This is a genomic window from Pseudomonas sp. NBRC 100443 (assembly GCF_030268185.1).
Classification (GTDB): Bacteria; Pseudomonadota; Gammaproteobacteria; order Pseudomonadales; family Pseudomonadaceae; genus Pseudomonas; species Pseudomonas citronellolis.
Genome location: NZ_BSQE01000003.1, coordinates 90,507 through 116,847, shown reverse-complemented (window position 1 = coordinate 116,847; position 26,341 = coordinate 90,507). Strand labels below are relative to the sequence as shown.

21 protein-coding genes are annotated in these 26,341 nt (G+C 67.9%); 4 read left to right on the top strand and 17 right to left on the bottom strand.

Going from position 1 to position 26,341, the window contains the following annotated elements:
• Nucleotides 1–140 precede the first annotated feature (140 nt).
• The 7 genes from QSJ95_RS04720 to QSJ95_RS04690 form a co-directional block, all read right to left on the bottom strand.
• Complete coding sequence (locus QSJ95_RS04720) at nt 141–1,664, bottom strand: malonate--CoA ligase (protein WP_285640463.1); 1,524 nt, start codon at nt 1,662–1,664, stop codon at nt 141–143.
• Between the two features lie 8 nt (nt 1,665–1,672).
• Complete coding sequence (locus tag QSJ95_RS04715) at nt 1,673–2,974, bottom strand: malonyl-CoA decarboxylase (protein ID WP_285640461.1); 1,302 nt, start codon at nt 2,972–2,974, stop codon at nt 1,673–1,675.
• Nucleotides 2,975–2,997: 23 nt separating this feature from the next.
• Nucleotides 2,998–4,455: an amidase gene (locus QSJ95_RS04710; RefSeq protein WP_285640459.1), complete on the bottom strand. Its 1,458-nt coding sequence runs from the start codon at nt 4,453–4,455 to the stop codon at nt 2,998–3,000.
• 153 nt (nt 4,456–4,608) lie between these two features.
• Nucleotides 4,609–5,643 (bottom strand): ABC transporter substrate-binding protein, encoded by a 1,035-nt coding sequence (locus tag QSJ95_RS04705; protein WP_285640457.1) that lies wholly within the window; start codon nt 5,641–5,643, stop codon nt 4,609–4,611.
• A gap of 26 nt (nt 5,644–5,669) precedes the next feature.
• Nucleotides 5,670–6,488 (bottom strand): ABC transporter permease, encoded by an 819-nt coding sequence (locus QSJ95_RS04700; RefSeq protein WP_285640455.1) that lies wholly within the window; start codon nt 6,486–6,488, stop codon nt 5,670–5,672.
• Complete coding sequence (locus QSJ95_RS04695; RefSeq protein WP_285640453.1) at nt 6,488–7,414, bottom strand: ABC transporter permease; 927 nt, start codon at nt 7,412–7,414, stop codon at nt 6,488–6,490. Before QSJ95_RS04695 ends, QSJ95_RS04700 begins: the two co-directional genes overlap by 1 nt.
• 10 nt (nt 7,415–7,424) lie before the next feature.
• The gene (locus QSJ95_RS04690) at nt 7,425–8,543 is read right to left on the bottom strand and encodes an ABC transporter ATP-binding protein (protein WP_285640451.1); all 1,119 of its coding nucleotides are present in this window, start codon (nt 8,541–8,543) and stop codon (nt 7,425–7,427) included.
• A 218-nt stretch (nt 8,544–8,761) separates the two neighbouring features.
• On the opposite strand from QSJ95_RS04690, the gene QSJ95_RS04685 reads away from it, so the two are divergent.
• Entirely contained in the window at nt 8,762–9,661 is a 900-nt protein-coding gene (locus QSJ95_RS04685) for a LysR substrate-binding domain-containing protein (protein WP_285640449.1), read from the top strand.
• A 309-nt stretch (nt 9,662–9,970) separates the two neighbouring features.
• On the opposite strand, the gene QSJ95_RS04680 is transcribed toward QSJ95_RS04685, so the two are convergent.
• From QSJ95_RS04680 to trxA, 4 genes are all read right to left on the bottom strand, one after another.
• The gene (locus QSJ95_RS04680; protein ID WP_043316391.1) at nt 9,971–10,939 is read right to left on the bottom strand and encodes a CDP-6-deoxy-delta-3,4-glucoseen reductase; all 969 of its coding nucleotides are present in this window, start codon (nt 10,937–10,939) and stop codon (nt 9,971–9,973) included.
• A gap of 94 nt (nt 10,940–11,033) precedes the next feature.
• Entirely contained in the window at nt 11,034–12,500 is a 1,467-nt protein-coding gene (gene ubiD, locus QSJ95_RS04675) for a 4-hydroxy-3-polyprenylbenzoate decarboxylase (RefSeq protein ID WP_009615071.1), read from the bottom strand.
• Between the two features lie 116 nt (nt 12,501–12,616).
• Nucleotides 12,617–13,879, bottom strand: coding sequence for a transcription termination factor Rho (gene rho, locus QSJ95_RS04670; RefSeq protein WP_009615070.1), 1,263 nt, complete (start codon nt 13,877–13,879; stop codon nt 12,617–12,619).
• A gap of 246 nt (nt 13,880–14,125) precedes the next feature.
• Nucleotides 14,126–14,452 (bottom strand): thioredoxin TrxA, encoded by a 327-nt coding sequence (gene trxA, locus QSJ95_RS04665; RefSeq protein ID WP_009615069.1) that lies wholly within the window; start codon nt 14,450–14,452, stop codon nt 14,126–14,128.
• A gap of 193 nt (nt 14,453–14,645) precedes the next feature.
• Between trxA and ppx the strand changes: the two genes are divergently transcribed.
• Nucleotides 14,646–16,148 (top strand): exopolyphosphatase, encoded by a 1,503-nt coding sequence (ppx, locus tag QSJ95_RS04660; RefSeq protein WP_009615068.1) that lies wholly within the window; start codon nt 14,646–14,648, stop codon nt 16,146–16,148.
• A 731-nt stretch (nt 16,149–16,879) separates the two neighbouring features.
• Here the strand turns inward: ppx and ppk1 are convergent.
• Together ppk1 and hemB are read right to left on the bottom strand one after the other, a co-directional pair.
• Nucleotides 16,880–19,090, bottom strand: a complete 2,211-nt coding sequence (ppk1, locus tag QSJ95_RS04655; RefSeq protein ID WP_009615067.1) for a polyphosphate kinase 1 — start codon at nt 19,088–19,090, stop codon at nt 16,880–16,882.
• A 22-nt stretch (nt 19,091–19,112) separates the two neighbouring features.
• Complete coding sequence (gene hemB, locus QSJ95_RS04650) at nt 19,113–20,126, bottom strand: porphobilinogen synthase (RefSeq protein ID WP_009615065.1); 1,014 nt, start codon at nt 20,124–20,126, stop codon at nt 19,113–19,115.
• A gap of 244 nt (nt 20,127–20,370) precedes the next feature.
• Here hemB and QSJ95_RS04645 point away from each other — a divergent pair, with 244 nt between their 5' ends.
• A complete protein-coding gene (locus QSJ95_RS04645) occupies nt 20,371–20,934 on the top strand; it encodes a DedA family protein (protein WP_099049022.1) in 564 nt (187 codons plus the stop codon).
• Here the strand turns inward: QSJ95_RS04645 and QSJ95_RS04640 are convergent, their stop codons facing one another.
• Nucleotides 20,935–22,173: a sterol desaturase family protein gene (locus QSJ95_RS04640; RefSeq protein WP_285640439.1), complete on the bottom strand. Its 1,239-nt coding sequence runs from the start codon at nt 22,171–22,173 to the stop codon at nt 20,935–20,937.
• 142 nt (nt 22,174–22,315) lie between these two features.
• On the opposite strand from QSJ95_RS04640, the gene elbB reads away from it, so the two are divergent.
• Nucleotides 22,316–22,969: an isoprenoid biosynthesis glyoxalase ElbB gene (gene elbB / locus QSJ95_RS04635; RefSeq protein WP_009615059.1), complete on the top strand. Its 654-nt coding sequence runs from the start codon at nt 22,316–22,318 to the stop codon at nt 22,967–22,969.
• Between the two features lie 85 nt (nt 22,970–23,054).
• Here elbB and QSJ95_RS04630 read toward each other — a convergent pair whose 3' ends face one another.
• The 3 genes from QSJ95_RS04630 to QSJ95_RS04620 all read right to left on the bottom strand — a co-directional run bounded on the left by QSJ95_RS04630 (nt 23,055) and on the right by QSJ95_RS04620 (nt 26,178).
• Nucleotides 23,055–23,507 (bottom strand): YaiI/YqxD family protein, encoded by a 453-nt coding sequence (locus QSJ95_RS04630; RefSeq protein WP_009615058.1) that lies wholly within the window; start codon nt 23,505–23,507, stop codon nt 23,055–23,057.
• Between the two features lie 68 nt (nt 23,508–23,575).
• Nucleotides 23,576–25,471 carry a cytochrome c/FTR1 family iron permease gene (locus QSJ95_RS04625; protein ID WP_058487747.1) on the bottom strand — a complete coding sequence of 632 codons (1,896 nt, stop codon included), beginning with the start codon at nt 25,469–25,471 and terminating at the stop codon, nt 23,576–23,578.
• Between the two features lie 77 nt (nt 25,472–25,548).
• Nucleotides 25,549–26,178, bottom strand: a complete 630-nt coding sequence (locus tag QSJ95_RS04620; protein ID WP_009615056.1) for a LysE family transporter — start codon at nt 26,176–26,178, stop codon at nt 25,549–25,551.
• Nucleotides 26,179–26,341 lie beyond the last annotated feature (163 nt).

The following is a 26,341-nucleotide window of genomic DNA, read 5'->3' as shown; positions in this document are numbered from 1 at the left end:
GCGGAGTCCATCCAATACACCGAGCTCACCGGCGAGCACTGTTCGCGAGCAAGAACTAGGCGTCCCCCTCGCTCCTACGAAAAGCCGTTATCGCGCCGGGATCATCGGCGGATAACCGCGAACGGTTATCCGCCCTACGTTCAGGCGTACAACTGCTTGAAGCGCTCGCGCAGCTGGTTCTTCTGCACCTTGCCCATCACGTTGCGCGGCAGCGCGTCCACGAACACCACCCGCTTGGGCTGTTTGTAGCGCGCCAGGTGGCCATCCAGGCCGGCCAGGATGTCCGCCTCGCTCGGCGCCTCGCCCGGTTTGGCCACCACCACCGCCGTCACGCCTTCGCCGAAGTCGCGGTGCGGCACGCCGATCACCGCCGATTCAGCCACGCCCGGCAGGGTGTCGATGAGTTGTTCCAGCTCCTTCGGGTACACGTTGTAGCCGCCGCTGATGATCATGTCCTTGCTGCGGCCGACGATCTGCACGTAGCCCTTGTCGTCGATGAAGCCGATGTCGCCGGTCATGAAGAAGCCGTCCGCGCGCAGTTCCTCGGCAGTCTTCTCGGGCATGCGCCAGTAGCCGCGGAACACGTTGGGGCCACGCACTTCGATCATCCCCGGCTCGCCCTGCGGCAGCAGCTTCGCCTCTTTCTCGCCCGGATCGGTGATGCGCAGTTCCACGCCCGGCAGCGGGAAGCCGACGGTGCCGGCGATGCGTTCGCCATTCAGCGGGTTGGAGGTGTTCATGCCGGTCTCGGTCATGCCGTAGCGTTCCAGGATCGCCACCCCGGTGCGTTCGCGGAAGGCCTTGTGCGTCTCGGCGGTGAGCGGCGCCGAGCCGGAGACGAACAGGCGCATGTGCGCCACCGCTTCGCGGGTCAGCCCCGGCTGGTCGAGCAGGCGAGTGTAGAAGGTCGGCACCCCCATCAGCAGGTTCACCCGGGGCAGCAGGCGCAGCACTTCGGCGGCGTCGAACTTGTCCACGTACAGCAGCGAGCCACCGGCCATCAGCAGGCTGTTGATGGCCACGAACAGGCCGTGGATGTGGAAGATCGGCAGCGCGTGCAGCAGCCAGTCCTCGCCGGTGATGGCCCAGGCTTCGACCAGCGCGCGGGCGTTGGAGACCAGGTTGCCGTGGCTGATCATGGCTCCCTTGGAACGCCCGGTGGTGCCGGAGGTGTAGAGGATGGCGGCGAGGTCGTCGGCGCTGCGTTCGACGTCCGCGAAGCGCCCCGGCTTGCCTTCCACATGGGGCATCAGGCTGCCTTCGCAGCGCTGGCCGAGGCTCGCCACGCGGGCCACGCCGCATTGCTGCGCCAGCGCCCCGGCCTGCTCCTCGAAGGCCGGGGTGCAGACGAACAGCGACGGCTCGGCGTCGCCGAGGAAATAGCTCAGTTCGTCGCTGGTGTAGCCGCTGTTCAGCGGCAGGTAGACCGCGCCGGCGCGCAGGGTGCCGAGGTAGAGCATGACCGCCTCGGGGCTCTTGTCCACCTGCACGGCGACGCGGTCGCCCGGCTGCACGCCGAGCTCCACCAGGGCGTGGGCGAACTGCGCGCTGCTGCGCAGCATTCCGGCGTAGCTGTAGCCGCCACCGTCCGGGGTGCGGAGGAAGGGTTTGTTCAGGTCTTCGGGCAGGTGCTCGCCGACGGCGGCGAAAAGGCTCTGGTTCATGGCGGTTCCTAGCGGCGTGGCTTGGCCGGTGGGGCGAGATGTCGCTTGACCTCGTTGGCGGCGATCACCGTGCCCTGGTTGGCGTAGGCTTCGTGGTTTTTCTCGATCTGACGCAATTCGTAGCGGTAGTTGACCATCAGCCCGGCGGCCTGGCGCAGGCCGCCGGCGGAGAGGTCGCCGCGCCAGTTCAGGCGTTCCAGGCGGGCGCCGTTGCCCAGGTGGAAGCGCGCCACCGGGTCCAGCGGCTGACCCTGGGCGTTCTTCGCCTGCAGGAAGTATTCGGCGGCCAGCGCCAGCAGCGGCTGCTCCAGGCGCGGCGGTGGCGGCGCGTCGGGCTTGAGCGCCTTCAGGCATTCGGCGACCTCGGGGCGCTCGGCCTGGCTGTCGAGCCAGCGGCGCAAGCCAGGCACCGGCGAGAGGGTGACGTACTGCTTGAGGCCCGGCACTTCGCGGGCCAGTTCCTCCACCACCTGCTTGATCAGGAAGTTGCCGAAGGAGATGCCGCGCAGGCCCTCCTGGCAGTTGCTGATGGAGTAGAACACCGCGGTGTCCGGGGCTTCGGCGGTCTCGCCGTGGGCTTCGAGGATTTCCGCGATGGCGGCGGGCATCTGGCGGGTCAGCGCCACCTCGACGAAGATCAGCGGCTCCTCCGGCAAGGCCGGGTGGAAGAACGCGAAGCAGCGGCGGTCGGCCGGTTGCAGGCGGCTGCGCAGGTCGTCCCAGTCCTTGATGGCGTGCACCGCCTCGTAGCGGATGATCTTTTCCAGGATCGCCGCCGGCGTCGACCAGTCGATGCGCCGCAGCACCAGGAAGCCGCGGTTGAACCAGGAGGCCAGCAGGTGCTGCAGGTCATGGTCCACCGCGGCCAGTTGCGGCCGCTCCTTGAGCTCCTGCAGCAGCCGGCGGCGCATGGCGATCAGCTCGGCGGTGCCGCCGGGGGCCTGGTTGAGGCGGCGGAACAGCTCCTGGCGCGGCGGCTCGCAGGCTTCGAACAGCGCGGTGACCTGCTCGGCGCCGGGGTTCTCCAGGTAGCGCCGGCAGGCTTCGGCCAGGGCTTCGCGGGGCGGCGCGAAGTCGTCCAGCAGGTTGTCGAAGAAGGCTTTCTGCTGCTCCGCCGGGCAGTCGCGGTAGGCGCACAGCACCTGGCGCGCCAGGGCCACGCCGGAAGCCTCGCCGTGGCCGGAGAGCAGCCGGCGGCTGGCCTCCACCAGCGAGGCGGCGCTGATCGGCGCCGGCTCGCGGGATTCCAGCAGCTGGCGGCCGCGTTCGCTGATGCTCTGCAGCAGTTCCTGGAAGAAGCTGACGTTCATCGAACCTCCTTCTGCGGCGCGCCTCACTGCGCCAGCAGCGGCGGCGGGCAGCGCCGGTACCATTGGGTGGCCTGCTCGTAGGCATGGGCCAGTTGCAGCACGGCCATGTCGGCCTGGTGCCGGCCGATGATCTGCAGGCCCATGGGCAGGCCCTGTTCATTGAAGCCTACCGGCACGTTGGCGACAGGGCAGCCGGACAGGGTGGCGGGGATCACCACTTCCATCCAGCGGTGGTAGGTATCCATGGCGCGGCCGGCGACTTCCTTCGGCCAGTGCAGGTTCTTGTCGAAGGGGAACACCTGGGCGCTGGGCAGCAGCAGGTAGTCGTAGCGCTCGAACAGGCGCTGGATGGCGCGGTACCAGTCGCTGCGCGCCACCGTGGCCTGGTACACGTCCATGGCCGACAGGCGCAGGCCGTTCTCCACTTCCCAGTGCGCTTCCGGCTTGAGCAGTTCGCGCTTGGCCGGGTCGGCGTAGGCGGCACCGAGGGAGCCGGCGACGAACCAGTGGCGCAGGGTGCGCCAGCAGTCCCACAGGCGTTCGGCGGAGAAGCCCAGCTCGCAGGATTCGACCTCGCAGCCGATGGCCTGGAAGTCGGCGAACGAACGCTGGCACAGCTCCAGCACGCCGCGCTCCATGGCCAGGTGGCCGCCGAGGTCGCCCAGCCAGCCCAGGCGCGCGCCCTTGAAGTCGCGCTCCAGCGGGCCGGCGAAGGCCTTGCCGGATTCGGCGATGGACAGCGGCGCGCGGGCGTCGGCGCCGGCCTGCACCGACAGCAGCAGGGCCACGTCGCGCACGCTGCGGCCCATGGGGCCTTCGTAGCCGAGCTGGTCGAAGAACAGGTCGGCGGCGTCGTCGAAGGGCACGCGGCCCTGGGACGGGCGGAAGCCGACGATGTTGTTGAACGCCGCCGGGTTGCGCAGCGAGCCCATCATGTCGCTGCCGTCGGCCACCGGCACCAGTTGCAGGGCCAGGGCCGCCGCGGCGCCGCCGCTGCTGCCGCCGGCGGTGCGGCTGGGGTCGTAGGCGCAGCCGGTGGCGCCGAACAGCGGGTTGTAGCTCTGCGAGCCGAGGCCGAATTCCGGGGTGTTGCTCTTGCCGATGAGGATGGCGCCGGCGGCGCGGATGCGCTCGACCATGATGCCGTCGCGCTCGGGCAGGTAGTCGCGGTACAGCGGCGAACCCAGGGTGGTGCGGATGCCCTTGGTCAGCGACAGGTCCTTGATGGCGTGGGGCAGGCCGTGCATCCAGCCGCGGTATTCGCCGCGGGCCAGCTCGGCGTCGCGCTGGTCGGCCTGGGCCAGCAGCGCCTCGGCCGGTTGCAGGCTGACCAGGGCGTTGACCGCCGGGTTGAAGCGCTCGATGTGCGCCAGGTAGTCGCCCATCACCTCGCGGCAGGAGACCTGGCGCAGGCGGATGAGCTGCGCCAGTTCGTGGGCCTGGAGCTGGACGAGGGGGCTGATATTCGGGTTCTGGCTCATGTGACGCGGCCTTTCTCTGGTTTCCCGCGTTCGCGGGAATGACGGAACAGTTCAGGGGATATGGCTTTCGACGGGGTGAGCGAAGCCACGGCGCCTCGCGGCGCCCTGCCCCACCCCGTCACCCCCGCGAACGCGGGGGCCCAGCGCCTTCGGTCAGCGCATCAGGTTGGTCCACAGCCGGTCGGCCAGGCGGATGGCGCCCTCGCCGCAGGTCTTGCTGAAGACCACCTTGGTGCCCTCGGGGATGTGCAGCTCCGGCGCATCCTTCAGGCTCGGGTCGAGGAAGGCGTCGGTGCCCTTGATCGGGCTCTGGTGCTTGAGGAAGTTCTGGGTGATCGCCGAGTTCTCCGGCTGGCTCATGAAGGCGATGAACTGGCGGGCGGCGTCAGGATTCTTGCTGCCCTTGGGGATCACCAGGTTGTCCACCCAGGCCATCACGCCTTCCTTGGGGTAGAGGTACTTCAGGCTCGGCTTCATCTCCCGGGCGCGCAGCGACGAGCCGCCCCAGAACAGCGACATGGAGGTCTCGCCGGAAGCGAGGTTCTCGCGCACCGAGCCGGCCTTGGAGCTGTACGTCTTGACGAAGGGCTTCTGCGCCTTGAGCAGGTTCAGCACCTGCTGCACCTGTTTCGGGTCCTCGCTGCACAGCGGCACGCCCAGGTACAGGCTGGCGGTGTCCATCACCTCGTTGACCGAGTCGAGCATGTTGATCTTGCCCTGCAGCTCCTGCGGCGGCTGGAACAGCAGCGCGTAGCTGTCGGCCGGGCCCTTGTAGGTGGCGGTGTCGTAGACCACGCTGGTGGTGCCCCAGATAAAGGGCACCGAGTAGCCGCCTTCCGGGTCCCAGGTGGGCTTGCGCAGGTTGTCCTCGATGTTCGCGTAGTACGGCTGCTTGATCGGATCGAAGCGCTCCAGCAGGTTCTCGTGGACCAGGATGGGCACGAACTGGTGCGAAGGGATGGCCACGTCGTAGCCGCTGCCGCCCTGCTTGAGCTTGGCCAGCAGGGTCTCGTTGGAATCATAGGAATCCACCGTGACCTTGATGCCGGTCTGCTTCTCGAACTTCTCCAGGATCTGCGGCGAGAAGTAGCCGCTCCAGCTGATGACGTTGACCTGTCCGGCGGCGTGGGCCGCGCCGGCCAGGCTCAGCGACAGGGTGGCGGCGATGACTGCGATCGACTTGCTCATGTTGACTCCCGGTTGTGGCGTGGCGCTCAGGCTTTGGCTTTGCCGAGCAGGAAGGAAAGGCTGACGAAGAACACGGAAACCCCGAGGATCAGCGTCGACACCGCGTTGACGTCGGGCGTGACGCCCATCCGCAGCAGGCCGAAGATGAAGATCGGCAAGGTGGTGGTGCCGGCCTGGGAGACCATCATCGAGATCACGAAGTTATCCAGCGAGACGATGAAGGCCAGCATCAGCCCGGAGAAGATCCCCGGCATCAGCAGCGGCAGGGTGACCTTGCGGAAGGTCCGCCAGGGCCCGGCGTAGAGGTCGGCGGCGGCCTGCTCCAGGGACAGGTCCATGTCCTCCAGGCGGGCGCGGATCGGCAGGTAGGCGAAGGGAATGCAGAACACCGTGTGGGCGATGATCAGGTTGCCATAGCCCAGCGACACGCCGAGGCTGGAGAACAGCGCCAGGGTGGCCACGCCGACGACGATCTCCGGCAGCACCAGCGGCAGCATGATGGCGCCCATGGACAGGCGCATGCCCTTGAACTTCGCCCCGCGCGAGGTGCCCAGCGCGGCCAGGGTGGCGATGGCAGTGGCGATGGCAGTGGCGATCATGCTGGCGCACACGGCGATCAGCAGGCTGTTACCGGCCGCGCTGCGCAGCGCCTGGTTGGCGAAGGCGGCGCGGTACCAGTCGAGGCTGAAGCCGGTCCACACGGTGGCGGACTGGTTGGCGTTGAACGAGTAGACCACCAGCACCACGATGGGCGCGTACAGGTAGAGGTAGAACAGCAGGCTGAAGCCGCCGAAGCCGGGGAAGTCCTGCACGCCGAGACGGCGCTTGCGCAACAGACTCGGCATCACACACCTCCCTGGGCGACGCGCAGGCGCTCGGCGCGCATCGCGTAGAAGGTCAGGGCGAGCATCACCGCCGCCATCAGCACCAGCGACAGGGCGGCGCCGAAGGGCCAGTTACGCGAGTCGGCGAACTGCCGGAAGATCAGGTTGCCGAGCATCATCTTGGTGCCGCCGCCGAGCAGCTCGGGGGCGATCATCGCGCCCAGGCAGGGCACGAAGGTGAGGATGGCGCCGGCCAGGATGCCCGGCCGGGCGATCGGCAGCACCACCTTGCGCAGGGTGCGCAGGCGCCCGGCGTAGAGGTCCTGGGCGGCTTCCAGCAGACGCATGTCCATCTTCTCCAGGGTCGAGTAGATCGGCAGCACCACGAAGGGCGCGTAGGTGTAGACCAGGCCCAGCAGCACCGCGCCGTCGTTGTACAGCAGCGGCAGCGGCTGGTGGATCAGGCCCAGGCCCATGAGGCCGTTGTTGATCACCCCGGTGCCGCGCAGCAGCAGGATCCAGGCGTAGGTGCGGATCAGCAGGTTGGCCCAGAACGGCACGGTGATCAGGAAGATCAGCAGGCCGTGCCGCCGCGCCGGCTGCATGGCCAGCCAGACCGCCACCGGGAAGCCCACCAGCAGGGTGATCACGGTGGTGGCCGTGGCGATGCCCAGCGAGCGCAGGGCGATGACCAGGTAGGAGTCGGCGAAGGCCAGGCTGTCGTCCAGCTGGCGCTCGAACAGCAGCGAGACGTAGGCGTCGCTGCTGAACACGTGGTTGACGCCGCCATAGGGGTTGGCCTGCATCAGCGAGTAGGCGGCGACGATGAGGATCGGCACCACCAGGAACAGGCCGATCGCCAGCAGCGCCGGCGACACGCCGAGTAGGCCGGCCAGGGCCCGGCGCCGCTCCAGGGCGTTGCCGGGGCGTACGGTGAGAGTGGTCATGGCGGGTTCCTCAGTCCAGCAGCACGCTGGCGCTGTCGCGGTCGAACTGCAGGCCCAGGCGCTCGCCGGCGGCGAAGCGCTGGCTCTGCCCGGCGCTGTTGGGCGTGCGCACGCGCAGGCGGGTGCCGTCGGCGAGCTGCACCTGGTACTGCAGGTCGGTGCCCAGGTAGACCTGTTCGACCAGGGTGCAGGGCGTGGCGTCCGGGGTGTCGGCGCCGACCAGGCGCAGGCGCTCGGGGCGGATCGACAGGGTCACCTCGGCACCTTCGCGCAGGCCCTCGCGGCCCGCCGCGCGCAGCGTCTGGCCGCCGGGGATGCGGAACAGCGCCTGCTCCCCGGCCAGCTCGGCGACCTGCGCCGGGAGGAAGTTGGTCTCGCCGATGAAGTCGGCGACGAAGCGGTTGCGCGGCTGCTCGTAGATGTCCGTCGGCCGGCCGACCTGCTGCACCTCGCCGTTGGCCAGCACGGCGATGCGGTCGGACATGGTCAGGGCTTCTTCCTGGTCATGGGTGACGAAGATGAAGGTGATCCCGGTCTTGGCCTGGATCGTCTTGAGCTCCTCGCGCATGGCCTGGCGCAGCTTCAGGTCCAGGGCCGAGAGCGGCTCGTCGAGCAGCAGCACCTTGGGGTGCGGGGCCAGCGCGCGGGCCAGGGCCACGCGTTGCTGCTGGCCGCCGGAGAGCTGCGTCGGGCGGCGCTCGGCGAAGCGTTCCATCTGCACCAGGGCGAGCATCTCGCGCACCCGCTCGGCGACGGCCGCCTTGCCCAGGCGCTGGCCCATGGGGTGCGACTCCAGGCCGAAGGCCAGGTTCTGCGCAATGGTCATGTGCGGGAACAGCGCGTAGTGCTGGAACACGGTGTTGACCGGGCGATCGTAGGGCGCGCGGTCGGCGATGTTCTCGCCGTAGAGGAGGATTTCCCCGGCGGTGGGGAACTCGAAGCCGGCGATCATCCGCAGCAGGGTGGTCTTGCCGCAGCCGGAGGGCCCGAGCAGGGTGAAGAATTCGTTGTCGCGGATGTCCAGGTCGACGCTCTTCAGCGCCACCGGGCCGCTGTCGGGGTCGCCGTAGACCTTGCGCACCGAACGGATGGAGACGGCGGCCGTCTGCAGGCTGTGCAGGGCACTCATGGATGTACCTCCGGTTCCCTCCCCCGCTGGCGCGGTGCGCGCGGAGGCTTGTATTTGTTGTGGCAGGAATGGGGAAAGCGCTGCAGCGTGTGCCGGTGACCGGCTGGTTTTGTGGTGAGGCTGCTGGGGCCGAGTGTGGCCAGATTGCGGTTGAGCAAAAAGCTCAATTTTCTTACATTCGATATTAAATAATTTAACAACGCACGAGGCCCACCCTCATGTCACTCCCCCGCTTGCCGCCGCTCAACGCCGTGCGCGCCTTCGAAGCGGCCGCGCGCCTGGGCAGCTACGTCGCCGCCTCCAGGGCGCTGCACGTCACCCAGCCGGCCATCGGCCGCCACGTGCGCCTGCTGGAGGACTGGCTGGGCGTGCAGCTGCTGGAACGCACGCCGCGCGGCGTCAGCCTGACGCCGGCCGGGCAGCGCTACTACGCGAAGATATCCACGGCCCTGCAGCAGATCGCCGAGGCCAGCCTCGAACTGGTACCCGGCGGCTCGGCGCGCTGGCTGAAGATCCTGGTGGTGCCGGCCTTCGCCAAGCGCTGGCTGATGCCGCACCTGGAAACCCTGCGCCAGCAGCGCCCGGGGCTGAAGGTGGCGATCGAGCCGAACCCGACCTTCACCGAGGTGGACGGCAACAGCGCCGACCTGGGCATCGCCTACGGCATGCCCGGGCAGTACCCGCAGAGCCAGGCCACGCTGCTGCACCCGCAGGTATTCCCGGTGTGCTCGCCGGCCTACCTGGCGGCCCACGGCCCGCTGGACAGCGCCGAGGAGCTGGTGCGCCACGAGCTGATCCACGTCCACGACGGCGAATGGTGGAACGCCTGGTTCGCCGCCAATCAACTGGACATCCGCGTCAGCCCCGACGTGCTCTACGTCAGCAACGACCACGCGCTGTCCATGGCCGAGGCCGGCGCCGGCATCGCCCTGGCCAACGACGTGCTGGTGCGCAAGGAGCTGGAATCCGGCGCGCTGGTGCGGCCGCTTCCCAATCAGGTGCGCCTGGAGAGCTACCAACTGCTGATCCCGCCGGGGCCGAGCAGCGCCGATATCGAGTGGTTCGGCGATTGGCTGGCGCAAACCCTGGCCGCGGAGTTTCCGTTGGCGTTGCCGTAGGTTGGGTTGAACGAAGCGATACCGGAGCAACCGTCTTGCCGACTGCGCCGGGGCGCTCTTCGTAGGATGGGTTGAGCCTGCGAAACCCATGCTGCCGTGGCGATGGGTATCGCTTCGCTCAACGCCATCCTACGACGGTATTTCCCTGAGGACCGCGCCGAGGTGTTTTTGTAGGAGCGGAGCTTCTCCGCGATAGCCATAACCACCGGCGCGATTCGCGGATGAGATCCGCTCCTACGGGTTGCCCCAGCACCGTGCCCCCTGTAGGAGCGCGCCCTGCGCGCGAATCGCGGGCAGGGCCCGCTTGCCTTAATCCCGTGGCGCGTAGGCGAAGACGTCGGCGCGCATCTGGTGGGCGTCCATGCCGGCGGCCACCAGGGCGTCGAGGGTGGCGTAGACCATCGCCGGCGAGCCGCTGGCGTAAACGGTCAGGCTGCCCAGGTCGGGGAAGTCCTCGCACACCGCCTCGTGCAGCAGGCCGCAGCGGCCCTGCCAGCCGCACAGGTCGCTGACCACCTTGTGCAGGTGCAGGTTGGCCAGGCCCTTCCATTCGTCCCAGTGCGGCAGCGCGTAGAAGTCCTCGGGCCGGCGCACGCCCCAGTACAGGTGCACCGGGTGGGCGAAGCCCTGGGCGCGGCAGTGCTCGATCAGGCTGTGCATCTGCGCCATGCCGGTGCCGGCGGCGATCAGCACCAGCGGGCCTTCGGGCAGCTCGGCCAGGTGGGCGTCGCCGAAGGGCAGCTGCACGCGGGCGATACGCTCGCGCTGCAGTTGCCCGAGCAGTTCGATGGCGCTGTTCTCCCGCGCCAGGATGTGCAGCTCCAGGTCGCGCCCCTCGTGGGGCGCCGAGGCCAGGGAGAAGGCCGAGTCGTTGCCGTCCTCGCGCTCGATCAGCAGGTATTGCCCGGCGTGGTAGCGCGGCGGCTTGCCGGCCGGGGCGCGCAGGCGCACGCGCCAGACGTCGCCGCCCACCGCTTCGCACAGCGTCAATTGGCAGGCCAGCTTGCGCAGCGGCAGTTCGCCCGGGGCGAGCACGCCGTCCCAGTGCAGCACGCAGTCTTCCAGCGGTTCGGCCAGGCAGGTGAAGAGTTCGCCATGGTCGCGCACCTCGCCGTCCTGGCGCACGCTGCCTTCCACCAGCAGCGCGGCGCAGACGTGGCAGTTGCCGTTGCGGCAGCTCTGCGGGCAGTCGTAGCCCAGGCGCCGCGCGCCGTCGAGAATGCGTTCGCCGGGGCGCAGTTCAAGCTGGGCGCCGGAGGGTTGCAAGGTCACTCTCAAATGATCGATCTCTTTTTTCTATAGCTTGGAGAGCTGGAAGCTGGAAGCCAGAAGCTGGAAGTAAAAAAACCGCTTCTAGCTTCCAGCTTCCAGCTCAATCTATCCCCAGACTGGCCCACAGCTCATCGACGCGACGGCTCACCGCCTCGTCCTTGACGATGGCGCGGCCCCATTCGCGGCTGGTCTCGCCGGGCCACTTGTGGGTGGCGTCCAGGCCCATCTTCGAGCCCAGGCCGGAGATCGGCGAGGCGAAGTCGAGGTAGTCGATCGGCGTGTTGTCGATCATCACCGTGTCGCGCTTGGGGTCCATGCGCGTGGTTATCGCCCAGATCACGTCGTTCCAGTCCCGCGCGTTGATGTCATCGTCCGTGACTATGACGAACTTGGTGTACATGAACTGTCGCAGGAACGACCACACGCCCAGCATGACGCGCTTGGCGTGGCCGGGGTACTGCTTCTTCATGGTCACCACCGCCATGCGGTACGAACAGCCCTCGGGCGGCAGGTAGAAGTCGGTGATCTCGGGGAACTGCTTCTGCAGGATGGGCACGAAGACTTCGTTCAGCGCCACCCCGAGGATCGCCGGCTCGTCCGGCGGGCGGCCGGTGTAGGTGCTGTGGTAGATCGGCTTTTGGCGGCGGGTGATGCGCTCGACGGTGAACACCGGGAAGCGGTCCACCTCGTTGTAGTAGCCGGTGTGGTCGCCGTAGGGGCCTTCGTCGGCCATCTCGCCGGGGTGGATCACCCCTTCCAGGACGATCTCGGCGCTGGCCGGCACCTGCAGGTCGCTGCCGATGCACTTCACCAGTTCGGTGCGGTGGCCGCGCAGCAGCCCGGCGAAGGCGTATTCGGAGAGGGTGTCGGGCACCGGCGTCACGGCGCCGAGGATGGTCGCCGGGTCCGCGCCCAGTGCCACGGCCACCGGGTAGGGCTGGTCCGGGTGTTTCTGGCACCACTCGCGGTAGTCCAGGGCGCCGCCGCGGTGGCTGAGCCAGCGCATGATGACCTTGTTGCGGCCGATCACCTGCTGGCGGTAGATGCCGAGGTTCTGCCGTTCCTTGTTCGGCCCGCGGGTGACGGTCAGGCCCCAGGTGATCAGCGGCGCAACGTCGCCGGGCCAGCAGGTCTGCACCGGCAGCCTGCCCAGGTCGACCGCCTCGCCCTCTTCGATGACCTCCTGACAGGGCGCGTCCTTGAGCACCTTCGGCGCCATGCTGATGACCTTCCTGAAGATCGGCAGCTTGCTCCAGGCGTCCTTCAGGCCCTTGGGCGGCTCCGGCTCCTTGAGGAAGGCCAGCAGCTTGCCGATCTCGCGCAGTTCGGAGACGTCCTCGGCGCCCATGCCCAGGGCCACGCGCTCGGGGGTGCCGAACAGGTTGCCGAGCACGGGCACGTCGAAGCCGGTGGGTTTCTCGAACAGCAGGGCCGGGCCCTTGGCCCGCAGGGTGCGGTCGCACACCTCGGTCATTTCCAGCACCGGGGACACCGGCACCTGGATGCGCTTGAGCTGGCCGCGCTGCTCCAGGGCGGCGATGAACTCGCGCAGGTCGCGATACTGCATGGAAGTCTCGATGGCGTAGGCGAAGATGCGACAGTTTAGCCTTTAACACCACTTCGCAGAAACACGAAGGCCGGGTTTCCCCGGCCTCGTGGCTTGCAGCGATCAACCAGCGGCGCTTACTTGCTGCGCTTCATCGAGTCGAAGAACTCGTCGTTGGTCTTGGTCTGCTTGAGCTTGTCCAGCAGGAACTCGACGGCGGCGATCTCGTCCATCGGGTGCAGGATCTTGCGCAGGATCCACATGCGCTGCAGCTCTTCCTCGCCGGTCAGCAGCTCTTCGCGGCGGGTGCCCGAGCGGTTGATGTTGATCGCCGGGAACACGCGCTTCTCGGAGATGCGACGGTCGAGGATGAGTTCCGAGTTGCCGGTACCCTTGAATTCCTCGTAGATCACCTCGTCCATCTTCGAGCCGGTCTCGATCAGCGCGGTGGCGAGGATGGTCAGCGAGCCGCCTTCCTCGATGTTGCGCGCGGCGCCGAAGAAGCGCTTGGGCTTCTCCAGGGCGTGGGCGTCGACACCACCGGTGAGCACCTTGCCGGAGCTGGGGATCACGGTGTTGTAGGCACGCGCCAGGCGGGTGATGGAGTCGAGCAGGATGATCACGTCCTTCTTGTGCTCGACCAGGCGCTTGGCCTTCTCGATCACCATCTCGGCGACCTGCACGTGGCGGGTCGGCGGTTCGTCGAAGGTGGAGGCGACCACTTCGCCGCGCACGGTGCGCTGCATCTCGGTCACTTCTTCCGGGCGCTCGTCGATCAGCAGGACGATCAGGTGGCACTCGGGATTGTTGCGGGCGATGTTGGCCGCGATGTTCTGCAGCATGATGGTCTTGCCGGCTTTCGGCGGTGCGACGATCAGGCCGCGCTGGCCCTTGCCGATCGGCGAGCAGAGGTCGATCACCCGGCCGGTGAGGTCCTCGGTGGAGCCGTTGCCGGCTTCCATGGTCAGGCGCTTGGTCGGGAACAGCGGCGTCAGGTTCTCGAACAGGATCTTGTTCTTCGCGTTCTCCGGACGATCGAAGTTGATCGAATCGACCTTGAGCAGGGCGAAGTAACGCTCACCTTCCTTCGGCGGGCGAATCTTGCCGACGATGGTGTCCCCGGTGCGCAGGTTGAAGCGGCGGATCTGGCTGGGCGAGACGTAGATGTCGTCCGGGCCGGCCAGGTACGAGGAGTCGGCGGAGCGCAGGAAGCCGAAGCCGTCCTGGAGAATCTCCAGCACGCCGTCACCGGAGATTTCCTCGCCGCTCTTCGCGTGCTTCTTCAGCAGCGCGAAGATGATGTCCTGCTTGCGCGAACGGGCCATGTTTTCCAGGCCCATGGCATCGGACATTTCCAGCAATTCGGTAATCGGCTTTTGCTTGAGTTCGGTCAGATTCATAAGAAGGAGGTGTTAGATAGATATGAGGAAAGGGGAAACAAGCATGTGAGCTCGTTAATGCCGTGCCGCAGAGTGACGACAGGATCGCTTGGAAATTCGAATAGGAAGTGCGTCGGCGACGGCTTGCAGGGGACAACGTAAAACAACGTTGCAGGCCCGAATGTAACACCCGCGCCAAGGGGCGTCTAGGGGACGGAATGAAAAAAGCCCCGCGTCGTGCGGGGCTTTTCCGGGGGCTGTCTCGACTCAGATGTTGCTGTCGAGGAAGGCCGCCAGTTGCGACTTGGACAGGGCGCCGACCTTGGTGGCCTCGACGTTGCCGCCCTTGAACAGCATCAGCGTCGGGATACCGCGCACGCCGTACTTCGGCGGGGTTTCCTGGTTCTCGTCGATGTTCAGCTTGCAGACTTTCAGCTTGCCCTGATAGTCCTTGGCGATCTCGTCCAGTACCGGCGCGATCATCTTGCACGGACCGCACCATTCGGCCCAGTAGTCCACCAGCACAGGACCATCGGCCTTCAGCACGTCCTGCTCGAAGCTGGCATCGGTAACGCTGACGATATGTTCGCTCATGAAATCTCTCCGTGGGAATCGGATGCGAAAAAAGTGGGCCCATCATAGCCCGCCTTGGCCGCCTTCCGAAAGGCGCAGGCGATTGAGTGTCGCTATCGCCGGCCCCGGCGAAACCGATCGAAGGCCCGGCGTTCGTTGGCACCGGAGGGCTATCGTGGCAGGATGGCGGGGTTAACAAACGGACCTTCGCACCATGCCCCATACCCCCGCCAAGACCTTCCCGCTGATCGCCGCCCTGGACCTGGGTTCCAACAGCTTCCACATGGTCTTGGCCAAGGCCGATCATGGCGAGATCCGCATCCTCGAGCGGCTCGGCGAGAAGGTCCAGCTGGCCGCCGGCATCGGCGAGGACCGCCTGCTCAACGAAGAAGCCATGCAGCGCGGCCTGGACTGCCTGCGGCGCTTCGCCCAGCTGATCAACGGCATGCCGCCGGGCTCGGTGCGGGTGGTCGGCACCAACGCCCTGCGCGAGGCGCGCAACCGCAACGAATTCACCCGCCGCGCCGAGGAAATCCTCGGTCACCCGGTGGAAGTCATCTCCGGCCGCGAGGAAGCGCGCCTGATCTACCTGGGCGTCTCGCACACCCTGCCGGACACCACCGGGCGCCGCCTGGTGGCCGACATCGGCGGCGGCAGCACCGAGTTCATCATCGGCCAGCGCTTCGAGTCGCAGCTGCGCGAGAGCCTGCAGATGGGCTGCGTCAGCTACACCCAGCGCTACTTCAAGGACGGCAAGATCACCCCGGCCCGCTACGCCCAGGCCTACACCTCGGCGCGCCTGGAGCTGATGGGCATCGAGAACAGCCTGCGCCGCCTGGGTTGGGACGAGGCCCTGGGCGCCTCCGGCACCATCCGCGCGGTGTGCCTGGCGATCCAGGCCGGCGGCCACGGCAACGGCGAGATCAACCCCGACGGCCTGGCCTGGCTCAAGCGCAAGGTGCTGAAGCTGGGCGACGTGGACAAGCTCGACCTGGACGGCATCAAGCCGGACCGCCGGCCGATCTTCCCGGCCGGCCTGGCCATCGTCGAAGCGCTGTTCGACGCGCTGGAACTCAAGCAGATGCAGCACTCCGAAGGCGCCCTGCGCGAAGGCGTGCTCTACGACCTGCTCGGCCGTCATCACCATGAAGACGTGCGCGAGCGCACCATCAGCGCGCTGATCGAGCGCTACCACGTCGACCTCGACCAGGCCGCCCGCGTCGAGGCCAAGGCCCTCCAGGCGCTGGAGCAGGTGGCTGAGCCCTGGAGCCTGCAGGACGACTGGCACCGCGAACTGCTCGGCTGGGCCGCGCGCACCCACGAGCTGGGCCTGGACATCGCCCACTACCACTACCACAAGCACGGCGCCTACCTGATCGAGCACTCGGACCTGGCCGGCTTCTCCCGCGAGGACCAGCAGGTGCTGGCGCTGCTGGTGCGCGGCCATCGCCGCAACATCCCGGCGGACCGCTTCGCCGAGCTGGGCCCGGAGGGCGACAAGCTGATCCGCCTGTGCATCGTGCTGCGCTTCGCCATCCTCTTCCACCACATCCGCGGCACCCAGGAAATGCCGGACGTCACCCTCAAGGTGGGTTCGAAGAGCCTGGAAGTGCGCTTCCCCAAGGGCTGGCTGGAAGCCAACCCGCTGACCCAGGCCGACTTCGAACAGGAAGCCGGCTGGCTGCAGCGCGTGGGGTACCAGTTGAGCGTGAGCTGAGGGAGCCGACTGCACCGAGGCGCTCTTCGTAGGATGGGTTGAGCCTGCGAAACCCATGCGGTGCTTGGTGATGGGTATCGCTTCGCTCAACCCATCCTACGACGGCCACGGCCCCACCCCCGCCATTCCCCTGCGCGCGAATCGCGGGCAGGGCCCGCTTACGCTGCCCCACCCACACCATTCCCCTGTAGGAGCGCGCCCTGCGCGCGATTCGCGGGCAGGGCCCGCTCCAAGAAGCCGCACCAACCTCGACCGTAGGAGCGGAGCTTCTCCGCGATAGCCACAACCTCCGGCGCGATTCGCGGATGAGATCCTACGCTGCCCCACCCACACCATTCCCCTGTAGGAGCGCGCCCTGCGCGCGAATCGCGGGCAGGGCCCGCTCCTACAAGAAGCCGCACCAACCTCGACCGTAGGAGCGGAGCTTCTCCGCGATAGCCGGAACCCCCGGCGCGATTCGCGGATGAGATCCGCTTACGCTGCCCCACCCACGCCATTCCCCTGTAGGAGCGCGCCCTGCGCGCGATTCGCGGGCAGGGCCCGCTCCTACAAGAAGCCGTGCCAACCTGGACCGTAGCGGAGCTTCTCCGCGATAGCCGCAACCCCCGGCGCGATTCGCGGATGAGATCCGCTCCTACGCTGCCCCACCCGCGCCATTCCCCTGTAGGAGCGATGAGCCCATGAAAAAGCCCCGGCGCTTGCGCGGCGGGGCTTTTCGGGACCAAGGCGGCTCAGCGTCCGTTGATCACCGGCGTGCACAGGCGCTCCAGCAGCATGGCCTGGGCGTTGCGCGGGTTCTGGTTGCCGGTGGGGTTCAGGCGCTGGTAGCTGCCGTCGGCCTGCAGCACCCAGGCCTGGGTGTTGTCGGCCAGGTACAGTTCCAGCTCCTTTTTCACCCGCTGCACCAGCTTCTTGCCTTCCACCGGGAAGCAGGTCTCCACGCGCATGTCGAGGTTGCGCTCCATCCAGTCGGCGCTGGAGAGGTAGAGCTTCTCGTCGCCGCCGTTGAGGAAGTAGTAGATGCGGCTGTGTTCGAGGAAGCGGCCGATGATCGAGCGCACCTGGATGTTGTGCGACACCCCCGGCACGCCTGGGCGCAGGCAGCACATGCCGCGCACCACCAGGTCGATCTTCACCCCCGCCTGGCTGGCCTTGTACAGCGCGCGGATGACCTTCGGGTCGGTCAGCGAGTTGACCTTGGCCATGATGTGCGCCGGCTTGCCTTCGGCGGCCTGGGCCGCCTCGCGGTTGATCATCTCCAGCAGGTTCTTCTTCAGCGTGAAGGGCGCGTGCAGCAGCTTCTTCATGCGCAGCGTCTTGCCCATGCCGATCAGCTGGTTGAACAGCTTGTGCAGGTCCTCGCACAGCGCCACGTCGGCGGTGAGCAGGCTGTAGTCGGTGTACAGGCGGGCGTTGCCGGCGTGGTAGTTGCCGGTGCCCAGGTGCGCGTAGCGGCGCAGCTCGCCGTCCTCGCGGCGGAGGATGAGCATCATCTTGGCGTGGGTCTTGAAGCCAACCACGCCGTAGATCACCACCGCGCCGGCCTGCTGCAGGCGGCTGGCCAGCTGCAGGTTGGACTCCTCGTCGAAGCGCGCGCGCAGCTCGATCACCGCGGTGACCTCCTTGCCGTTGCGCGCCGCTTCCACCAGGGCGTCGACGATTTCCGAGTTGGCCCCGGAGCGGTACAGGGTCTGCTTGATGGCCAGCACGTTCGGGTCCTTGGCCGCCTGGCGCAGCAGGTCAACCACCGGGGTGAAGGATTCGAAGGGGTGCATCAGCAGCACGTCCAGCTTGGCCAGCACGCCGAACATGTTCTCCTTCTTCTGCAGCAGCTTCGGAATGGTCGGGGTGAACGGCGGGTACTGCAGCTCCGGATGGCTGGCCAGGCCGGTGACGCTGAACAGGCGGGTCAGGTTGACCGGGCCGCTGACCTTGTACAGCTCGCTCTCGGCCAGGCCGAACTGCTTGAGCAGGTAGTTGGACAGGTGCGCCGGGCAGGTGTCCACCACCTCCAGGCGCACGGCGTCGCCGTAGCGCCGCGAGAACAGCTCGCCGCGCAGCGCGCGGGCCAGGTCCTCGACGTCTTCGGCGTCCACCGAGAGGTCGGCGTTACGCGTCAGGCGGAACTGGTAGCAGCCCTTGACCTTCATGCCGGAGAACAGGTCGTCGGCGTGGGCGTGGATCATCGAGGAGAGGAACACGTAGTTGTCGCCCTCCCCGGCCACGTCCTCGGGCAGGCGGATGATCCGCGGCAGCGAGCGCGGCGCCGGGATGATCGCAAGGCCGGAGTCGCGGCCGAAGGCGTCCATCCCCTCCAGCTCGACCACGAAGTTCAGGCTCTTGTTCACCAGCAGCGGGAACGGGTGGGTCGGGTCGAGGCCGATGGGGGTGATGATCGGGGCGATCTCGTCGCGGAAGAAGCGCCGCACCCAAGCCTTGATCTTCGGCGTCCAGTAGCGCCGGCGGATGAAGCGCACGCCGTGCTTGGCCAGCTCCGGCAGCAGGATGTCGTTGAGGATGGCGTACTGGCGGCCGACCTGCTCGTGCACCTGCTCGCTGATCCGCGCCAGGGCCTGGTGCGGCAGCAGGCCGTCGGCGCCGGCCTGCTCGCGGGCGAAGGTGATCTGCTTCTTCAGCCCGGCGACGCGGATCTCGAAGAACTCGTCGAGGTTGCTGGAGAAGATCAGCAGGAACTTCAAACGCTCGAGCAGCGGGTAGGACTCGTCCAGCGCCTGCTCCAGCACGCGGATGTTGAACTGCAGCTGCGACAGCTCGCGATGAATGTAGAGGGCGCTGTCGTCGACGTTCACCGCCACCGCCGGGGCGGCGGGCGCCTCCACGGGGGGTTCGGCGACCACGGGGACCTCGACGGTCTCCAGGGTCTCGCTGACAGTCACTTCGGTTTCGATCAGGTCGGTAGCGTTCTGGCCTTCGGTATTCATCGCAAGTCTCGTCGCGGGGGCGTCAGCGCCCCCTTTTCAGTTGTTCTGCCGCACGTTTGGCGAAGTAGGTCAGGATGCCATCAGCGCCGGCGCGCTTGAAGGCCAGCAGCGATTCGAGAATCACCGCCTCGCTGAGCCAGCCATTCTCGATGGCCGCCATGTGCATCGCGTATTCGCCGCTGACCTGGTAGACGAAGGTCGGCGCGCGGAATTCGTCCTTGGCCCGGCGGACGATGTCCAGGTAGGGCATGCCCGGCTTGACCATGATCATGTCGGCGCCTTCGGCGAGGTCGGCGGCGATCTCGTGCAGCGCCTCGTCGCTGTTGCCCGGGTCCATCTGGTAGGTGGCCTTGCTGCCCTTGCCGAGGTTGGCGGCGGAGCCGACCGCGTCGCGGAACGGGCCGTAGTAGGCGCTGGCGTACTTGGCCGAGTAGGCCATGATCCGGGTGTTGATGTGCCCGGTGGATTCCAGCGCCTCGCGGATGGCGCCGATGCGGCCGTCCATCATGTCCGAGGGAGCCACCACCTGGGCGCCGGCCTCGGCATGGGACAGCGCCTGCTTGACCAGTACGTCCACCGACTCGTCGTTCATCACGTAGCCGTTCTCGTCGAGGATGCCGTCCTGGCCGTGGATGGTGAACGGGTCCAGGGCCACGTCGGTGATGATACCCAGCTCCGGGAAGCGCTCGCGCAGGGCGCGGGTGGCGCGCTGGGCGATGCCCTCGGGGTTGTAGGCCTCGGCGCCGTCGAGGGACTTCTTCTCCAGCGGCGTGACCGGGAACAGCGCCAGCGCCGGGATGCCCAGCTCCACCAGTTGCTCGGCTTCCTGCAGCAGCAGGTCGATGGACAGGCGCTCGACGCCCGGCATCGAGGCGATGGCCTCGCGCTGGTTCTTGCCGTCGAGGACGAACACCGGAAGGATGAGGTCGTCGACGCTCAGCACGTTCTCGCGCACCAGGCGACGGGAGAACTCGTCGCGGCGGTTGCGGCGCAGGCGGGTGAAGGGGAAGGCGCGTTCGGCGGAAATGAAGCTCACGGCGTACTCCAGGGCCCTGACGACAGGCACAGTGTGACAGTTATAGTCGGGGATTATGACCGATTGGTAACAAGGGGTAACAGTGACCCGGGGTCGCGGCAACCGGTCGCAGGGACCCGAAACCGCAGCATACGACCAAAGTAGGCGGCCCGGGCCATGCAAAGGCCAGCAAGCCGCCAGCAGGTGCCTTCCCCCCGGACGACAACCGCGTTAGGCTGCGCGTTCATTTTGCTGCGTTGCCTCGATAATGCTCCAACAATTCCTGCAGGATTTCGGCTATGTGGCCCTGTTCCTCGGCACCTTCTTCGAGGGCGAGACCATTCTGGTGCTGGCCGGCTTCCTTGCCTTCCGCGGCTACATGCAGCTCGAATACGTGATCGCCGTGGCCTTCCTCGGCAGCTACGCGGGCGACCAGCTCTGGTACTTCCTCGGCCGCCGCCACGGGCGCAAGCTGCTGGCGCGCAAGCCGCGCTGGCAGAAGCTCGGCGACCGCGCCCTGGAGCACGTGCGGCGGCGCCCGGACCTGTGGGTGCTGAGCTTCCGCTTCGTCTACGGCCTGCGCACGGTGATGCCGGTGGCCATCGGCCTGTCCGGCTACCCGCCGGGCCGCTACCTGCTGCTCAACGGCCTGGGCGCCATCGTCTGGGCCAGCGCGCTCGGCTCGGCGGCGTACTACTTCGGCAGCGTGCTCGAAGGCGTGCTGGGCAACATCAAGAAGTACGAACTCATGGTCCTCGGCGGCCTGCTCGCCATCGGCCTGCTGCTGTGGCTGCACCGGCGCATCAAGAACAGCCGCAACGGCAACTGATCAGGCCGGCTGCGCCTGTCGCCCCTCGTGGCGCAGGCCCCACAGCGCCAGCAGGCTGAGGGCGGCATGGGCGCCCAGCAGCGCCAGCGCCCACCCCGGCAGCGCCAGGCCGGCCGCTGCGGCAGTGATCGCCACCCAAGGCAGGTTCAGCAATAGGCGCAGCCCTTCCAGCCGCGGCGCCCAGGCGCGGTTCTCCAGCCAGGCGCCGATGACGAACAGGCCGCAGGCCATCCACGCCCAGCCCAGCAGCAGCGCCGGCAGCGGCCAGCGCTCCCCCAGCCCCAGCAGCAAAGTGCCGCCGACCACGTAGCCGGCGAACTGCACGGTGGCGTACCACTGCCGGCCGCGGGACAGCGGCACCTCGAACTTGCGGAAGGCCGCCAGGTCGGGCTTCTGCAGCGGGTAGCGCGCCGCCACGTCGGCCGGACGCCAGCCGGTGCGCATGAACCAGATACGCAGCTTGTCCCACCTGTTGCCCGCCCGCCGCGCATCGTTCCACAGCGCGGCATAGACCTGCAGGTTGGCCCACAGCGGGTTCCAGCTGGCCAGCGGCACGGTCACCCCGAACACCACAGGCTCCTCGTCCAGCTCCTCCTGGAAGGTACCGAACAGGCGATCCCAGAGAATGAACACGCCGCCGTAGTTGCGATCCATGTAGACAGGGTTCTGCGCATGGTGCACCCGGTGGTTCGACGGGCTGACGAAGAACCATTCGAACCAGCCGAGCTTGGGAATGTGCCGGGTGTGCACCCAGAACTGGTAGAGCAGGTTAAGCGCCGCCACGCTGACGAACACCAGCGGCGGCACGCCGGCCACGGCCATCGGCAGGTAGAAGATCCAGCCGAACAGGAAGCCCGTGCTGGTCTGCCGCAGCGCCGTGCTGAGGTTGTATTCCTCGCTCTGGTGGTGCACCGCGTGGGCCGCCCAGAGGATGCCGCGCTCGTGGCCCAGGCGGTGGTTCCAGTAGTAGCAGAAGTCGTAGAAGACGAAGGCGAACACCCAGACCCAGGCGCTTTGCGCGGACAGCTCGAAGAGCGCCAGGTGCTGCCAGGCGAACACGTAGGTGACCAGGCCGATGCCCTTGGTCAGCAGGCCGCTGGTGGTGGACAGCACCCCGGCGCTGAGGCTGTTCAGGGCGTCGCTCAGGCGATAGGTGGAGGTGCCGCGCCAGCGGTCGGCCAGCAGCTCCAGCGCGATCAGCAGGAAGAAGAACGGCACCGCGAAGAGGATGTAGTTCATGGCGCGACCGAATCGTTATGCTTATGGATACCGATCCTAGTCCTCTGGCGCCCGGCTACAACGGCCGCCGGTGACAACCCGGCCGGCATATGGCGACAGCCACGTCGCCACCTCCGGCCAACCCCGAACCAGGAGTACCTGCATGCACAAGAAAGTTGCCGTCATCCTCTCCGGCTGCGGCGTCTACGACGGCGCCGAGATCCACGAAAGCGTGATCACCCTGCTGCGCCTGTCCCAGCGCGGCGCGCAGGTGCAGTGCTTCGCCCCGGACATCGCCCAGCACCACGTGGTCAACCACCTCACCGGCGAGGAAATGCCGGAGAGCCGCAACGTGCTGGTGGAATCCGCGCGCATCGCCCGCGGCGAGATCAAGGACGTGCGCGAGGCGAAGGTCGAGGACTTCGACGCGCTGATCGTCCCCGGCGGCTTCGGCGCAGCGAAGAACCTGTGCAACTTCGCCTTCGAGGGCGACCGGTGCGAGGTCGAGTCGGACGTGCTGGCCCTGGCCAAGGCCTTCGCCGCCGCGCACAAGCCGGTGGGCCTGATCTGTATCGCTCCGGCCATGGCCGAGCGCATCTACGGCCCGGGCATCGAATGCACCATCGGCTGCGACGCCGACACCGCCGCCGCCCTCACCCGCATGGGCGCCAAGCACGTCGACTGCCCGGTGGACGAGATAGTCGAGGACAGCCGCCACAAGCTGGTGACCACCCCGGCCTACATGCTGGCGCAGAACATCGCCGAGGCGGCCAGCGGGATCAACAAGTTGGTGGATCGGGTGTTGGAGTTGGCGTAAGGCAGGATTGGAGCTGGAAGCTGGAAGCTGGAAGCTGGAGATCGTGCGGCTTCTAGCTTTCAGCTTCAAGCTTCCAGCGTCTCTTTTAGCTTCTGCTCAACCGCGTCAACAACCGATCCAGCGCATTGGCGAAAGCCTGCCGATCCTTGTCGCCATAAGGCCCCTGGCCGCCGCCCATCTGCCCCTGGTCGCGCAGGTCGGTCATCAGGTTGCGCAGCGCCAGGCGCTCGCCCATGTTCTTCGCGTCGAACTCGCGGCCGCGCGGGTCCAGGGCGTCCACGCCCTTCTTCACCAGGCGGTCGGCCAGCGGCACGTCGCTGCAGATCACCAGGTCGCCCGGCTCGGCCTGCTCCACCAGGTAGTCGTCGGCGGCGTCCATGCCGCTGGGCACCACCACCAGGCTGACGCAGGCGAACGGCGGCTTGGCCACCGGCTGGCCGGCGACCATCACCACTTCCAGCTTGCGCTTCAGGGCGAACTTCGCCACCAGTTCCTTCGCCGCGCGCGGGCAGGCGTCGGCATCGATCCAGATACGCATCGGACTCGTTTCCCGAAAATGACGACGGCCAGTATCGCACTGGCCGTCGGGGTTTGCCGCGTGCCGCCTCAGGGCAGCGCCGCGGCCTTGCGTTTTTCCGCCAGCAGGCTGCGCCCGTAGAGCACGGCCACCGCCAGCAGCGCCAGGGCCTGGGCCGATAGCGAGTAGGCGTCGGCCTTGATGCCCAGCCAGTCGAAGTCGAAGAAGGGCACCGGGCGGGTGCCGATCACCCCGGCTTCCTGCAGGGCCACCACGCCGTGCCCGGCGAACACCACCGAGAGCGCGCAGAGCAGCGCGGCGTTGACGGTGAAGAACAGCTTCAGCGGCAGTTTCGCCGAGCCGCGCAGGATCACCCAGGCCAGGCCGATCAGCAGCACCACCGCGCAGCCGGCGCCGGCGATGACCGCGCTGTGCCCGGCCGGGCCGGCCTGCAGCCAGAGGGTTTCGTAGAACAGGATGACCTCGAACAGCTCGCGGTACACCGAGAAGAACGCCAGCACGGCGAAGCCGAAGCGCCCGCCGCCGCCCACCAGGCTGCTGCGGATGTAGTCCTGCCAGGCCGCGGCGTGGCGGCGGTCGTGCATCCACACGCCGAGCCAGAGCACCATCACGCAGGCGAACAGCGAGGTGAAGCCCTCCATCAGCTCGCGCTGGGCGCCGCCGATGTCGATCACGTAGGCCGCCAGCGCCCAGGTGGCGAAGCCGGCGACGAAGGCCAGGCCCCAGCCGACGTGCACGCCGCGGGTGGCGGCTTCCTGCCCGGTGTTGCGCAGGAAGGCGAGGATGGCAGCGAGCACCAGGATGGCTTCCACGCCCTCGCGCAGCAGGATCAGCAGCGCCGAGACGAAGCTGATGGTGCTGCTCAGGGAGTCGCCGCTGAGCGCCTTGGCGGCTTCGCCAAGCTTGCCCTTGGCGCGCTCCAGCTGCTGCGCCACCTGGGCTTCGGGCAGGCCGTCGCGCAGCGTCTGGCGGTAGGCCATGAGTTCTTTCTCGGTGGCCTTGCGCAGGGTGGCGTCGACGTTGTCCAGCGAGCTTTCCACCAGCTCGAAGCCTTCCAGGTAGGCCGCCACGGACAGGTCGTAGGCCTGGTCGTGATCGCCCTGGCGGTAGATGGCGAAGCTCTTGTCGAGGGTGGCGGCGGTGTAGTCGATCAGCTGCGCCGGGCCGCGGTGCTCCAGCGGCGGGTGCGCGCGCAGGGCGCGGAAGCTCTGCGCGGCGGCGTCGCCGTCGCGGGCAGCCACTTCGGCCGGGGTCTGGGTGGCCAGGCTCGCCAGCGGGTAGGCGTGGGCGCCGTCGGGCTGGGCCTCGGCGGCGCTCAGGCCCGCCACGTAGGCTGCCAGGTCCCAGCGCTGGCGCTCGTCCAACTGGTCGGCGAAGGCCGGCATGTCGGTGCCGGCGACGCCCAGGCCGATCACCGTGCGCAGGTCGTAGAGGCTCAGCTGGTCCAGGCGCGCGCGGGCCGTGAGGTCGGCCGGCGGCGGCTGCAGGCCGATGCCCGCCGGGCCGTCGCCCTTGCCGGCGTCGCCGTGGCAGATCGAGCACTGCTGGGCGTAGAGCGGTGCGCCGCGGGCCGGGTCGGGGGTGATGGCGGGGGTCTGCACCACCTGGTAGACATCCGCCAGGCGCGCTTCCAGGTGCCGCGCCTGCTGCGCCACCAGGGCGCCGGGCTGGCGCTGCTCGATGGCGCGGCGCAGGCCGGCCACCTCGCGCTCCAGGTCGGCCCGCTCGGGGCGCGCCGGCAGGGCCAGCAGCAGCGCCTGCAGCTGGCCGGCGAACTCCAGTTGCTCCTTGTATTCGGTGGCGTCGACCACCTGCCCGGCGCTCACCGTCGGCGGGTAGTCCGCGGCCAGGTAGCTCAGCAGGTGCAGGGCCTGGGAGGGGTCGACCGGAACGTCGGCCAGGGCCGTGAGGCTGGCGCCGCAAAGCAGCGGCAGCAGCCAGATGAGAAGCTTTGGAAGGCGCATGGCGGAAGGCGAATGAGAATGGAGGGCGCCAATACTACTCCGCCACCATTCGGGCGCCTAGGCGGCGCCCGTCGGCTTCACACCGGGGCGCGGCGAACGGTGGCCAGCAGCGCGGCGGCGCCGAGGAACAGGCTGGCGAAGGTGCGGTTCATCAGCCGTTGCTGGCGCGGCGAACGCAGCGCGCGCAGCACCCGCGCGGCCAGCCCGGTGTAGCCGGCCATGACGATCAGGTCGACGCAGATCATGGTCGCGCCCATGATCACGTACTGCATCGCCATCGGCCGGTGCGGGTCGACGAACTGCGGCAGCACGGCGAGCATGAAGATCACCGCCTTGGGGTTACTGGCGTTGACCAGGAAGCCGCGCAGCACCAGGCTCAGCGGGCGGCCGATGGGGCGCTCGGCGTCGGCCTGCATCACCTGCGGGGCGGCGCTCCACTGGCGCCAGGCGAGGTAGGCCAGGTAGACCACGCCGAACCACTTGATGACGCTGAAGGCCAGCGCCGAGGTGGCCAGCAGCGCGCCGACGCCCGCGGCGACCACGGCGATCTGCAGAGCCAGACCGATCTGCAGGCCCAGGGCATTCCAGTAGCCGCGCCAGAAGCCGTACTGCAGGCCGCAGGACATCGAGGCGATGGCCCCGGCGCCGGGCGACAGGCTGATCACCCAGCAGGCGATGAGGAAGGCGAACCAGGTACTGGCGAGCATGGTGGACCTCGTGGCGAAAAATCTTGTTACGGGTAGCCAGTGTGCCCGAGTCGCGCGTTGCCGTGTAGGGGATGCCCCCGTAGGATGGGTTGAGCGAAGCGATACCCATCGCCGTGACTCCGGCGCCCCCCTGTAGGAGCGCGCCCTGCGCGCGAATCGCGGG